Source organism: Aeromonas sp. 600276 (assembly GCF_049175815.1).
GTDB lineage: Bacteria > Pseudomonadota > Gammaproteobacteria > Enterobacterales > Aeromonadaceae > Aeromonas > Aeromonas dhakensis.
The window spans coordinates 129,055-141,809 of sequence record NZ_JAAKVU010000009.1; the positions used below are offsets into that span (position 1 = coordinate 129,055).

Here is a 12,755-nt window from a genome sequence, read left to right on the forward strand (position 1 = left end):
GGACTCGGCTTCGCCCTTTGTCCCCATACGCCATAAAACGTGCCGCTTTCTTGTCGTAAAGCGGCACTTTTGCAAATTATTTCAAGCACATTCCCCTGGCCCATTGCATCGTGTGGTCAGGCTCGGCAAGATAGGCCCGCTTTCGAGACTTCCCAGCAGGAACAGGTCACCCATGAATCATGCCATCCGTTTTACTCCTCCTCGCGTCAATCCAGGCCTGCGGCCGCTGGTGATCCTGCTCACCGGTTTGCTGGCCTTGCTGTTCTGCCTGCGCAACCCGCTGTTCCACGGCATGGCGCCGGGCTTCGACGCCTCGCTGTTTGCCGTGATGGGCAAGATGTGGAGCGAGGGGGGCGTGCTCTATCGGGACATGATCGACATCAAGGGCCCCATGATCTTCGCCCTCGACGCCTTCGGCTACGGCCTCGGCGGCTTCTTCGGGATCTGGCTGCTGGAGTGGGCGCTCTGCTGGCTGGGACTGATGGCCAGCTGGCAGGCCTTCGGTCAGCTCGGCCTCTCATTGCGGGCCCGACTCGGCAGCATGCTGGCGGTGCTGGCGCTCTATGGCACCCGCTACTACTACGGCAACATGACCGAGGACTGGACGTTCCATCTGGCCCTCATCGCCCAGTGGGCCTTCATCACCATGTTGCTGGACAAGCGCTGCAGCTGGGGACCGGCGCTGGTGGCCGCGCTTACCTTTGCCATCGTCGCCTGGATGCGCACCAACAACGGCGCCTTCTGGGGTGCCTGGTATCTGGTGCTGTTCTGCCACTGGTGCCTGCGCGAGCAGTGGCGCTGCGCCCTCTCCCTGCTCTGCTCCAGCCTGCTGGGGCTGACGCTCGTCGGCGGTCCGCTGCTGGCCTACTTCCAGCACCACAACCTGCTGGCCGAATTTAAATACTACGCCTTCGACATCTTCTTCGAGGGGAGTTATGGCAACGGCTTCTCGCCGGATGTGGGCAGCGTCGGCCTGCTGCGTACCGGCCTCATCATGCTGCTACCCGCCTTCATCGTGCTGATGATGAGCCGGCGTCAGGAGTGGTACCTGCCGGTGCTGTGCGCCACCCTGTTTGGGGTCATCTTCACCCTGATCGCCAACTCAGTCTCCGGCCACGTGTTCGATCACTACGACGTGCTCTATCTGCAGCTGGCCCTGCTGCCGCTGGCCTGCCTGCTGGATCGCAGCGAACAGCAAGCCGATGCCCTCGGTCTGCTCTGCATCTCGCTGGTGGTGCTGACCGCCAGCTGGCTGCTGGCCCAGCAGCTCGGCTACGGCTGGAGCACCAAGGAGTGGTCACTGGAACGGGTACGTGAAGTGCTCGGCAACAGCCTGCTGTGGGCCCTGCCGGTGCTCATTCTGGTGCCCCTGTGGCGCGCCTGGGACGTGCGCAGTGCCACCCCCTGGCTCGCCTCGCTCGCCATGCTGGCCCTGATGCTCAACAACGCCTGGGAAGGCAGCCAGAAAGGCAGGCCCTTCAACCCGCCGGCCCAGGTACGGGTCGACCGGATCCTGGCCGAGACCACCCCCGCCGACAAGATCTGGGTGGATGGCATCCAGCCCCAATATTACCTCTGGACCGATCGCCAGCCGGCCTCCGCCTACCTCTTCTTTGCCAACGTCAACCCGCCCTATGACGTGCGTGAGCGGGTGCTGGCCGACCTCAAACGCCAGAGTCCCAAGTTCATCATCGCCAAGCCGGATCGGGTGGCCGATGAGCTCAAGAAGCCAAGCTCCCCCTCCAGCCTCGCCTTCTATCAATATCTGGTGAGCCAGTATGAAGAGGTGGAGCCGGGTCTCTATCGCAGACGCTGAGCCCCCTTGAGCGCACAGGGCCGTCATCCCGCGATGACGGCCTTTTCATTACGGTGAGGCAGGCCCGGCCCGAAACGGTAGGCAAACGGCGACGCGCTGACTACAATGGCGCTCTTTTGATGTATTGAGTAATGCAGACATGGCGGAACTGACCTATCTCGGTGGCTACCCCGAGCCCCTCAAGGCCCAGGTGCAACAGCTGATCGCGGCGGGCAAGCTGGGGGAGGTGCTGGCCAGGCGCTATCCTGAAACCCACCTCATCCAGAGCGACAAGGCGCTGCTCGCCTACACCATGGAGCTGAAGAACCGCTACCTGAAAAGCTCGGCGCCGCTTTCCAAGGTGATCTTCGACGGCAAGATCAACGTGATCAAGGATGCCCTCGGTCTGCACACCTATGTGAGCCGGGTGCAAGGCAGCAAGCTCAAGGCCAAGAACGAGATCCGCATCGCCGCCCTGTTCAAGGAGGCCCACCCGGCCTTCCTGAAGATGATCGTGGTGCATGAGCTGGCCCACCTGAAAGAGAAGGATCACAACAAGAGCTTCTATCAGCTCTGTCAGCATATGGAGCCGGACTATCATCAACTGGAGTTTGATCTGAGGCTCTGGCTCACTTGGCGCGATCTCGAGCGTGCCGCACGCTGACCCATCGCAGGTTTCAAGGAGGAGAGATGATCCCGTTGCGCCGACCACTTGCCCGCTGGTTGATGGCGGCACTCTTGCTGAGCCCTTCCCTCTCGGCGGCCGAACGCTGGCAGAGCGATGCCTATCTCACCGCAAGCTTCTTTGAGATCGCCATGAAGCGGGAGTATGGCCACGAACAGAACGTGCGCTTCTCCCGCTGGGAGCAGCCCATCCGGCTCAAGCTGGTCAACGAGTTTGGCGACAAGGCACTGCAAAGCGAGGTGGTCAGGGTGCAGAGCCAGCATCTGGCCGGCATCATAGGCCGCCCCATCGCCCTGGTCAGCGAGCGGCCCAATATCACCCTGATCATGACCGAACGCGCCAAGATGGCGAGCTGGGCCCAGCGCACCATGGGGCAGGATGCCTCCGTCAAGACGGCGCTCAAGGAGGGGCTCTGCATGGCCAACTTCACCACCAATACCCGCCGCGAGATGGCCCGCGCCACCATCATCATTCCGGTGGATTACAGCCGGGCCAAGGGGCGCTTCCTCGACTGCGTGGTGGAGGAGCTCACCCAGGTGATGGGGCTGCCCAACGATTCGGACAAGGTGTTTCCCTCCATCTTCAACGACAACAGCATCGACAGCTTTCCGACCGGGCTCGACTACGTGCTGCTCAAGCTCGCCTACCACCCGGCCCTGCAGGCCGGCATGACGGCCAGCGAAGTGCGCGCCGCTCTGCCCATCGCCCTCAAGGCGCTGCGGGCCAGCGGTGACATTGCCCAGGCCGATCAGCGGGTGCAGGTCAACAGCCTCAAACGCTGGGCCGGGCTCTAACGCTTGCTGCCTGTTCTGGGCTTTGAGGATTAAGGGCTGAGGGCACGGGCTCCATCCCGCTGAAACAAAAAACGCAGCCTTGGGCTGCGTTATTTCTGTCCATCCAGATTGCATGTATTCGACGCCCGCCCCGCCTGGCTCAGGAGACTGCACTCTCCGGCATCCAGCTGTCGGCGTTCTCCCACACCTCCTGCACCATGGCTTCTGCCAGCTCCTTCTCCTCCTTGCTGGCCCGGCTGACGGTCAACGCCATGGCACTGCCGGGGGCGACGCGAACATGCAGGTCAGGGAACTTCTCGCCCAGCTGCTTTAGCAGCTCTTGGCGCAGCGCCTCCATGGTCGAGGTGGGCACCTGATGTTTCTTGTCGATGATAATTTCCAGACGCATAGGATACTTCTCCATGATTTTTACTGTATTTTTATACAGTAAAAATCAAAAGTAAAGAGGGCGCCAGCGGCTGACCAAAAACTCTTTCCTGCCAGACCTTCTCCCCTGATGCATTTGGCTGCCTATTCAAGCGGTCAACCGAGAAAACGGCGCAACGCAGCAACTTCACTCTCCTCGCTCAACCCTGATGCCGTGCAAAAAGTTGTTGATATTGATTCTCAACGGAGGCATGATTTTATTGTTATAACATAACACCAAGTCACACAGAGCGAACCATCATGCGTCCAGACATTCACCCCGAGTACCGTCAGGTTCTGTTTCACGACCTGACCGCCAACACCTATTTTCTGGTGGGTTCCACCCTCAAGACCGATCGCACCAAGCTGTGGGAAGACGGCAATACCTACCCCTATGTGACGCTGGATGTCTCCAGTGCGTCACACCCCTTCTATACCGGTAAGCAGAAGCAGGTCAGCAAGGAGGGTCAGGTCGCCCGCTTCGGCCAGCGTTTCGGTCAGTTCTTCAACAAAGGAAAAACGCAGTCATGAAAGTCCTCTCCTCCCTGAAATCAGCCAAGTCGCGCCACCCCGATTGCCAGATCGTCCGCCGACGCGGCAAGCTGTTCGTGATCTGCAAGAGCAACCCCAGATTCAAGGCCCGTCAGCGCTGATCCACAGCATCACAAAAACAAGGCCCTCCTGCGAGGGCCTTGTCCATTTATCACTCCGGCATCACGCCGAATCTGCCGCTGTTGAAGTCATCGATGGCCTGCACTATCTCCTCATGGCTGTTCATCACGAAGGGGCCGTGACCCACGATAGGCTCCTCGATGGGCTCGCCGCTCAGCAGCAACACAGTGGCGTCGCTGTTTGCCTCGATCACCACCTGCTGCCCCGCGCTCTCCAGCACCACCATCTGCGCCTCCCGAGCGATGGCACTGCCGTTGACCTGCACCGACCCCTTCAACACGATAAGCGCGCCGGTCCAGCCTTCGGGCAGCTCGAGTGTGCTGATGCTGCCCTGTACCAGACGCAGATCCCAGACATGCAGCGGACTGAAGGTATGGGCCGGGCCACGGACCCCCTCAAACTCGCCGGCGATGACCCGTACCGACCCCGCATCGCTGGCCAGTGCCACCGTAGGAATGTCGCGCGCCAGGATGGGCTGGTATCCGGGCGGCGTCATCTTGTGCCGGCTTGGCAGATTCACCCACAACTGCACCATCTCGAGCTCACCGCCCGACTCGCTGAACGCCGGGGCGTGGAATTCCTCGTGCAGGATACCGGCGCCGGCGGTCATCCACTGCACGTCACCCGGGCCTATCACGCCGCCCCGACCGGTCGAATCCCGGTGCGCCACTTCGCCCTTGTAGACGATGGTCACCGTCTCGAAACCCCGATGGGGATGTTCACCCACCCCGCGCGGCCGGCTGGTCGGCGTAAAGTTGGCCGGGCCGGCATAGTCGAGCAGCAGGAAGGGGCTCAGCTGCTTGCCGTGGCTGCTGTAGGAGAAGAGGGAGCGTACGGGAAAACCGTCGCCTACCCAGTGAGGACGGGGGGCACTGTAAACGCCGAGGATCTTTTTCATCTGCCGCTCCTGACATATCCGGTGGAATTGAACACTGGAAACAGCATAGTTTCGAGACGAACAGGTGGGTAGACTGCTAAATTGAGCATCAGCGTCCTATTTTTGGAACGATGAGAACACTCTATGCAGGATCTGAACGATCTCTACTACTTCGTCCAGGTGGTGGATCACGGTGGTTTTGCCCCCGCCGGCCGCGCCATCGGCATGCCCAAATCCCGCCTCAGCCGCCGGATAGCGCAGCTCGAAGAGCGGCTCGGCGTGCGGCTGCTCCAGCGCTCGACCCGCCAGTTTGCGGTAACCGAGCTGGGCCGTACCTATTACGAACACTGCAAGGGGATGCTGGTGGAGGCCGAGGCGGCGCAGGCTGCCATCGAGATGACCCGAACCGAGCCCTGTGGTCTCATCCGCATGAGCTGCCCCATCGCCTTGCTGCATACCCATATCGGCCCCATGCTGGCGGATTTCATGGCCCGTCACCCGCAGATCAGGATCGAGCTGGAGGGGACCAATCGGCGGGTCGACCCCATCGCCGAAGGGGTCGATGTGGCGATCCGGGTCAGACCGCCACCGCTGCAGGACAGCGAACTGGTGATCCGGACACTGGCGCAGCGTCGCCAGTGCCTGGTGGCCAGCCCGGCACTGATAGCACAACGGGGCTTGCCTGCCGCGCCGGCGGATCTGCACGGCTGGCCCAGCATGGGGCTGGGAGCGCCACGGCAGCACTATATCTGGTCGCTGTTCGGGCCGCAGGGGGCCCATGTCGAGCTCGCCCACCAACCCCGTTTCGTCACCACCGACATGGTGGCCCTGCGCAGTGCCGCGCTGGCCGGTATCGGCGTGGTGCAGTTGCCGCTGTTGATGGTGCGGGAGCAGCTCGATGCCGGCACCCTGATCAAGGTGGTGCCCGCCTGGGAGCCAAAGCCCGAACTCATCCACGCTGTGTTCCCCTCCCGGCGCGGCCTGCTCCCCTCTGTACGGGCGCTGATCGACTATCTGGTGGCTCGATTCGCCGCCATCGACGAGGAGTAACCTTCCGTGCCCGGCCGCGATCGCCAGGCCGGGCATCCATCCTCGATGTCCGGCACACTGGCGGGCGCGGCCAGAAGAAACCGTTGAGACATGCCTTTGTCTTAGAAGATCATGGCGTTGCTCATCTCACCGGGCTGGCCAACCTGCCGCGGCCAATAAACAGCCAACCACGACGACTGCCCTTCGCTCTGCCTGCGCTATGGTTTACCATGCAGGCAACCGAGGTGCATGGCACCCCCACCCAGGCGCCAGACGCCGCCGTCATCGGATATCCCTCTCGAGCAACATGAGTAAAACAGCACACGCCGGCAGCGAGCCGACCTTCTACTTCCACGATTACGAGACTTTCGGCATCAGCCCGGCCAAGGACAGACCGGCGCAGTTTGCCGGCATTCGTACCGACGGGGATTTCAACCTCATCGGTGAGCCGCTGGTCATCTATTGCAAGCCGCCGGCGGACTATCTGCCGGAGCCGGAGGCGTGCCTCATCACCGGCATCACGCCACAAAAAGCGATGAAGGACGGGCTGTGCGAGGCGGATTTCATCCGCCAGATCCACGAGCAGTTCGCCACCCCAGGCACCTGCGTGCTGGGCTACAACAGCATCCGCTTCGATGACGAGGTGACCCGCTACACCCTCTATCGCAACTTCTATGACCCCTATGCCTACGCCTGGCAGAACGGCAACTCCCGCTGGGACATTCTCGACATGCTGCGCGCCTGCTACGCCCTGCGCCCGGAGGGGATCGAGTGGGCGTTTGATGAAGAGGGCAAGCCAAGCTTCAAGCTGGAGAAGCTGACGGTGGCCAACGGCGTGGCCCACGCCAACGCCCACGATGCGCTCTCCGACGTGCTGGCCACCATCGAGATGGCCAGGCTGGTTAAAAAGGCTCAACCCAAGCTGTTCGATTATCTCTTTGATCTTCGTAACAAGAACAAGGTGAAGGCCCTCATCGACGTGGTGACCATGAAGCCGCTGGTGCACGTCTCCGGCATGTTCTCCCCCTGGCAGGGGTGCGCAAGCTGGGTGTCGCCGCTCGCCTGGCACCCCAGCAACCAGAACGCGGTCATCATGGTGGATCTGACCCGCGACCCCACCCCGCTCATCGAGCTCACCAGCGAGGAGATCAGAGAGCGCCTCTACACCAAGAAAGAGGAGCTGGGGGACCTGGCCGGCATTCCGGTGAAGCTGGTGCACATCAACAAGTGCCCAGTGCTGGCGCCGGCTGCCACCCTGACACCGGAGCGGGCGGACCAGCTTGGCATCGACCGGGCTCAGTGCCGCAAGAGCCTGGATCTGCTGCGCGCCCACCCCGAAGTGCGGGAAAAACTGGTGGAGGTATTCAATCAGGAGTTTGCCGGCAACAATGACGGCGACCCGGATACCCAGCTCTACACCGGCTTCTTCGGTCACGGCGACAAGTCCACCATGGATCTGGTGCGCGCCACCCCGGCGGATCTGCTGGGTGAGCGGGAGTTTTCCTTCACCGACGCCCGGCTGCCGGAGATGCTGTTCCGCTACCGCGCCCGCAACTGGCCGCACACCTTGAGCGAACCGGAGCAGAAGCGCTGGCGCCTGCACTGCAGCGACTACTTCAGCCGCCGTCTGCCCGACTATGTGCCGCGCCTGGAAGCGCTGGCCGAGCAGAATCAGGGGAACGATCGGAACTTTGCCATCCTCAAGAGCCTCTATCACTACCTCGAAAATCTGTGAGATGTGACCCGCCTCACGGTTAAATGACTGTACGCTCCCCCGCCCCGCGACATAATGGGAAGGGGAGCAAAGACTCCTGATGTTTCAATTATTTGTGCGCTAACATTGCACTAACGGCCGGTTGGCCTATCGACCCTTGGGGATGCCTCATCCGATGCGTTCAGGATTATCCGGTTTTGGTTTGCTCATCTGCGCCCTGCTGCCATCGACCAGCATGGCGGGTGTGCGCTTTGATATCCCCGACTACCTGCTGCAGTTGCCGCAGCAGACCTACGAGCTGATCGAGAGCAACTTCAGTCGCCTCTATCGGCAGACCGATTTCACCCCCCAGATCACCAACAGCTATTTCAACCGCTCCGATCTCTACAACTTCGTCGGCGTGCCGCTGGCCATCACTCCCCAGGCCGGTTTTCAGCTGGAGGTCTTCGGCCAGCTCTACAACCGCGCCTCCCAGAGCTATGTGCACATGAGCCAGGACATGTCGCTCTATCGGATGATCCGGGCCGACATGATGGGCAACACCAACGACGAGGTGGCCCTCGGCATGGGGCTCGGCATTCCGCTCACGGCGCAGCTCACCTTCAAGGCCCTGCTCTCCAGCAACGAGATCCCGGGCTATGGCGCCGCCAACTACGCCATCGGCTTCGAGTGGCGTTACTGACTCCGCTATAGCAGCTCCTTTCACAATAAATTCAGGCTCCCGCGGGAGCCTGAATCATGATTGCCAGCCTGCTCAGCGGTAGCGGATCACCCGCCCCTCGCCCCCCTGCAGGGTGAGTGCAGTACCGACGGCCCCCTCATCCCAGAAATCCTCGCCACCCGCCGGCAGCAAAAACTCCTGAGGCTGCGCCTCCCAGTTGAAGAGGCAGAGCAGGGTGCCGCCCTCGGGTAGGCTCACCTCGCCGCAGGCAAAGTCCATCGACTCGAAACGGGCGCCAGGGGCCCGCGCCGCGCAGAGCTCGAGCAGCTTGCGCAGCTGCGCCGCCTGTTCCTCGTCGAGATCTTGCAGCCTGTCCCCGGCCAGCATCATGCCGCCGCTTGCCACCAGCGCCGCCAGATGGAAACGGTACTCGGCAGAGCTCGCCTGCTGGCTTGGCAGATCCCGCAGGCAGATGCAGTCAGGATCGAGGGCCCACAGTCGGTCGTTCTGCCAGGCGCGGCAGAAGGCCTCGCGAGCGATCTGGCGAAAACGGTGGCCATTGCGCTCCACGTCATCGCTCACCCGCATACCGTGCACCAGACCAAGGCTTGGCCAGATGGGCGCGTTGCAGCCGAGCAGGAAGGCCCCCTCACCCGCCCCGCGCAGGATGGCGGCCATGCCGCGTCGGTAGGCCTCCACCCGGGTGGCGGCCGGGTCATGGAAGCAACCGCCGTGGATGGCGCCCCAGAAGTTGGCGTCGAGCTTGAAGTAGTGGATGCCCCACTGCTCGCGCAGGGTGCGAAACACCCGCTCTAGGTGAGCCTGCACCTCGGGGTGGGTGCCATCCAGCACGTACCAGGGGGTACAGCGCCAGCCGCCGTAGGTAACCCGCTCGGAAGGCAGCGGCAGCCCGTCATCCCCCTTCACGAACCAGTCGGGGTGATCCTGAAACACCTGGGAGCCGGGCTCGGCGATAAAGGGGGCCACCCAGAGCGCCGGCTCGCAACCGGCGCCTTTGATCTCGGCGGCCAGGGACGCCACCCCCTGTTCGAACTTGGCCGACGGGGTGAGCCAGTCGCCCATCTTGGCCTGATAACCGTCGTCAAGCTGCACGTAGCGCAGCGCCGGGAAACGCTCGGCGCGCACCTGCAGGTTCTCGCGAATGTCGGCGGCGCTCACGTCCGCGTAGTAGTGATACCAGGAGCACCAGCCGCTGGGGCGCTCGCCAACCTGACCGATCAGCGAGCCATGTTCGGCCTCGATCTGCTGCGCCAATTCGGCCAGCAGCGCCTCCCGATCTTTTCCTTCAAGGCAGAGCAGCGCCTCGCTCTGCCAGAACTGGCCGGCCGGAAGCGCACGCCCCTCGCCGTTCATCAGGATCTGCAACCGGCCATCGGGGTAGAGCCGAAACTCCCCGCCAAAGCGCTGGCAGCTGGCAAAGGCGAGCAGCAACCAGCCCCTGTCATGCTCCACCAGCAGCAGGTTGTGCACCGTGTGATAGCCCTGATCGTCGGTGATGCGATAGACGCCGGCATCGGGGCAGCGACCGACCGGCTGCGGCGCTTGCCAGCTGCCCATGGTCTGGGCCAGCATCTGGAAGCCTTCGCCGTAGATGGCGCTCGCAGGCGAGAGGCCGAGCTTGCCGTCAAACAGCGTCCAGTGCCCGATCCGGGCCTCGCCACTGCCGGTGTTGTCGAGCCGCACCCGGCACAGGGGGCCTTCCCACTGGCGGGTTTGCAGCAACGAAGGGGGGAGATGGTGGTCGTCCGCCAGCTGACGCAGGCGGGACAAGAGAGATGTCATGGCGACTCCTTGTGGTTCGAAAAGGGTTCTATCTGAAAATCTTCAATGAAATCAGCCTCAAACGAACTGATTTCAGCTGTTATTGTTTTAATGCCGCGACCCTGTCTCTCTGGTAGACTGGCGTATTCCTTACTTTACCGTTACCAAGATGGGGCTCCTGTGATCGCGCAACGTGCCTTGCTGTACCTTCGTGACTTTCTGGTCATCGTCGCCTGCCTGCTGGCGGGCAAAGCCCTGGCAGCCATCCTGCCGTTCGCCTTTCCCGGCAGCATCATCGGCATGCTGCTGCTGTTCGTGCTGCTCTCCCTGCAACTGGTGAAACTGCACTGGGTCGAGCATGGCGCCGGCCTGCTGCTGCGCCACATGGGGGTCTTGTTCGTGCCGGTGGCTGTCGGGCTGGTGGCCTGGCTGGAACCCCTTCGCCAATCCTTCGGCCTCATCATGCTCTGCATCGTGCTCGGGATCGTGCTGATCCTCGGCACCGTCGGCCGTCTCTACCAGAGGATGAACAGATGATCTTCTGGTTGGCCATTCCCTTGACCCTGGCACTCTATTTCGCCACCCGGGCCCTCTATCGCAAGCTGCCCTGGCCCATCATCAACCCGGTGCTGGTGCCCACCGCCGTCATCATCGGCCTGCTGCTCTGGTTCGATCTGCCTCTGGAGCAGTACGAGAGCGGCACTCGCCCCATCACGGCGCTGCTGGAGCCGGCGGTGGTGGCACTGGCGCTGCCCCTCTATCAGCAGGCCCGCCAGATCCAGGCCAGGCTCAAACCCATCCTGATCTGTACCCTGAGCTCGGTCCTGATCTCGGTCTGCACGACCCTGGCAGTCGGTCATTTCATGGGCGCCGATCCAGCACTGCTGGCCTCGCTCGCCACCAAATCCATCACCACCCCGCTCGCCATGAGCGTCAGCCAGTCCCTGGGCGGCATTCCCGCCATCGCCGCCGCCGTGGTGGTGGTAGTCGGGATCGTCGGCGCCCTGGTGGGCTTCCCCCTGCTCAGGCTGATGCGGGTCACCGACCCCGAAGCCCAGGGGCTGGCCATGGGGGCCTGTGCCCACGCCATCGGCACCGCCACCTCCGCCGAGCAGGGCATCACCCAGGGCGCCTTTGCCTCGCTGGCCATGGTGGTATGCGGCATCCTCACCGCCGCCGTGGCCCCCCTGCTGTTTGCCATTTACCACTGGTTGAGCTGAAGCGCACCCTTTTCCGCTGCGGCGGGCCTGCGGGCCCGCCGATGTGCGACCTGCCGCACAATTTGCACAAGACAAACGTTTCCATTAACATCCCCCTCCGTTTGCCCGTCAGGGCGTGAGCACGCTCACACATTTAGCCGAGCTTGCTCCCTACAATGGCCCCCCAATTGGCCTTTGAGGACACACTATGCATCCCCGTTTTGCCAAGCCACTCGATACCCTGTCCGCTCCGCTCAAGGCAGCCCTGCTGCCCATGCTGGGCGATGATTTCCAGGCCCGCTTCACCGCCGATCAGGTCGCCACGCTGAAGACCGCCACCGGTCTTGACGATCGCGCCCTGCGCCTGGCCCTGCTGCCGCTGGCCGCCGCCTGCTCAGTGGCGCCCATCTCCAAGTTCTTCGTCGGTGCCATCGCCTGCGGCCTGAGCGGCAACTGGTATTTCGGCGCCAACATGGAGTTCGCCGGTCAGGGACTGTTCCACTCGGTGCATGCCGAGCAGTCCGCCATCTCCAACGCCTGGCTGGGCGGCGAGACCGGCATCTCCGAGATCACCGTCAACTACACCCCCTGCGGTCACTGCCGCCAGTTCATGAACGAGCTGAGCACCGCCAAGACCCTCAAGGTCTCCCTGCCGGACGACTTGAGCGCGCTGCAATCCTTCCTGCCCCACTCGTTCGGCCCGGCGGATCTGGACATCACGGACGCCCTGATGAGCCCGCAGTCCCACGACGAGCTCCAGCTTGATAGCGAGGATCCGCTGTGGCAGGCCGCGCTGGCCGCCGCCCGCCAGAGCTACGCCCCCTACAGCCAGGGTTATGCCGCAGTGGTACTGCAGTTCGCCGACGGGCGCATCTTCTGCGGCCGCTACGCCGAGAACGCCGCCTTCAACCCCAGCCTGCCACCGATGCAGATGGCCTGCGCCCATGCGGTGCTGGGCGGCGAGGATCTCGCCACCATCCGCCGCGCCGTGCTGCTGGAGAGCAAGGATGGCCAGATCAGCCAGCAGGACTCCGCCCGCGCCACCCTCAAGGCGCTCGGTTCGGTCGAACTGGAGTATCAGGCGGTCTGATCGGCCATAGCCTGAAACAACAAGGGGAGCCAATGGCTCCCCTTGTTGTTTT

Annotated in this window: 14 protein-coding genes; 11 read left to right on the forward strand and 3 right to left on the reverse strand. The window is 62.9% G+C overall.

Features of this window, described 5'->3' with window-relative positions; translation table 11 throughout:
- The first annotated feature begins 172 nt into the window (after positions 1–172).
- The 3 genes from G5134_RS11190 (at position 173) to G5134_RS11200 (ending at position 3,274) form a co-directional block, all read left to right on the forward strand.
- Complete coding sequence (locus G5134_RS11190; RefSeq protein WP_065017752.1) at positions 173–1,816, forward strand: hypothetical protein; 1,644 nt, start codon at positions 173–175, stop codon at positions 1,814–1,816.
- Between the two features lie 139 nt (positions 1,817–1,955).
- Positions 1,956–2,459: a M48 family metallopeptidase gene (locus G5134_RS11195; RefSeq protein ID WP_005300181.1), complete on the forward strand. Its 504-nt coding sequence runs from the start codon at positions 1,956–1,958 to the stop codon at positions 2,457–2,459.
- A gap of 26 nt (positions 2,460–2,485) precedes the next feature.
- Entirely contained in the window at positions 2,486–3,274 is a 789-nt protein-coding gene (locus G5134_RS11200) for a DUF2927 domain-containing protein (protein ID WP_065017753.1), read from the forward strand.
- Between the two features lie 139 nt (positions 3,275–3,413).
- Here G5134_RS11200 and G5134_RS11205 read toward each other — a convergent pair whose 3' ends face one another.
- Entirely contained in the window at positions 3,414–3,662 is a 249-nt protein-coding gene (locus G5134_RS11205) for a DinI family protein (protein WP_065017754.1), read from the reverse strand.
- A gap of 278 nt (positions 3,663–3,940) precedes the next feature.
- Between G5134_RS11205 and G5134_RS11210 the strand changes: the two genes are divergently transcribed.
- Both G5134_RS11210 and ykgO read left to right on the forward strand, forming a co-directional pair.
- Positions 3,941–4,210: a type B 50S ribosomal protein L31 gene (locus G5134_RS11210; protein WP_043163156.1), complete on the forward strand. Its 270-nt coding sequence runs from the start codon at positions 3,941–3,943 to the stop codon at positions 4,208–4,210.
- A complete protein-coding gene (ykgO, locus tag G5134_RS11215) occupies positions 4,207–4,332 on the forward strand; it encodes a type B 50S ribosomal protein L36 (protein WP_005300174.1) in 126 nt (41 codons plus the stop codon). Before G5134_RS11210 ends, ykgO begins: the two co-directional genes overlap by 4 nt.
- Before the next feature lie 50 nt (positions 4,333–4,382).
- On the opposite strand, the gene G5134_RS11220 is transcribed toward ykgO, so the two are convergent.
- Positions 4,383–5,249, reverse strand: a complete 867-nt coding sequence (locus tag G5134_RS11220; RefSeq protein WP_065017755.1) for a pirin family protein — start codon at positions 5,247–5,249, stop codon at positions 4,383–4,385.
- Between the two features lie 123 nt (positions 5,250–5,372).
- Here G5134_RS11220 and G5134_RS11225 point away from each other — a divergent pair, with 123 nt between their 5' ends.
- From G5134_RS11225 to G5134_RS11235, 3 genes are all read left to right on the forward strand, one after another.
- A complete protein-coding gene (locus tag G5134_RS11225) occupies positions 5,373–6,278 on the forward strand; it encodes a LysR family transcriptional regulator (RefSeq protein WP_017782720.1) in 906 nt (301 codons plus the stop codon).
- 286 nt (positions 6,279–6,564) lie between these two features.
- On the forward strand, positions 6,565–7,992 hold the full coding sequence (gene sbcB, locus G5134_RS11230) for an exodeoxyribonuclease I (RefSeq protein WP_065017756.1): 1,428 nt from the start codon (positions 6,565–6,567) through the stop codon (positions 7,990–7,992).
- A gap of 154 nt (positions 7,993–8,146) precedes the next feature.
- The gene (locus G5134_RS11235; RefSeq protein WP_005300120.1) at positions 8,147–8,653 is read left to right on the forward strand and encodes a hypothetical protein; all 507 of its coding nucleotides are present in this window, start codon (positions 8,147–8,149) and stop codon (positions 8,651–8,653) included.
- 72 nt (positions 8,654–8,725) lie between these two features.
- Here G5134_RS11235 and G5134_RS11240 read toward each other — a convergent pair whose 3' ends face one another.
- Positions 8,726–10,435: a glycoside hydrolase family 36 protein gene (locus G5134_RS11240; RefSeq protein WP_065017757.1), complete on the reverse strand. Its 1,710-nt coding sequence runs from the start codon at positions 10,433–10,435 to the stop codon at positions 8,726–8,728.
- Positions 10,436–10,594: 159 nt separating this feature from the next.
- On the opposite strand from G5134_RS11240, the gene G5134_RS11245 reads away from it, so the two are divergent.
- The 3 genes from G5134_RS11245 to cdd all read left to right on the forward strand — a co-directional run bounded on the left by G5134_RS11245 (position 10,595) and on the right by cdd (position 12,703).
- Positions 10,595–10,951 carry a CidA/LrgA family protein gene (locus G5134_RS11245; RefSeq protein ID WP_065017758.1) on the forward strand — a complete coding sequence of 119 codons (357 nt, stop codon included), beginning with the start codon at positions 10,595–10,597 and terminating at the stop codon, positions 10,949–10,951.
- Entirely contained in the window at positions 10,948–11,634 is a 687-nt protein-coding gene (locus tag G5134_RS11250) for an LrgB family protein (protein ID WP_010634194.1), read from the forward strand. Before G5134_RS11245 ends, G5134_RS11250 begins: the two co-directional genes overlap by 4 nt.
- A gap of 187 nt (positions 11,635–11,821) precedes the next feature.
- A complete protein-coding gene (gene cdd / locus G5134_RS11255; protein WP_065017759.1) occupies positions 11,822–12,703 on the forward strand; it encodes a cytidine deaminase in 882 nt (293 codons plus the stop codon).
- Positions 12,704–12,755: the final 52 nt, after the last annotated feature.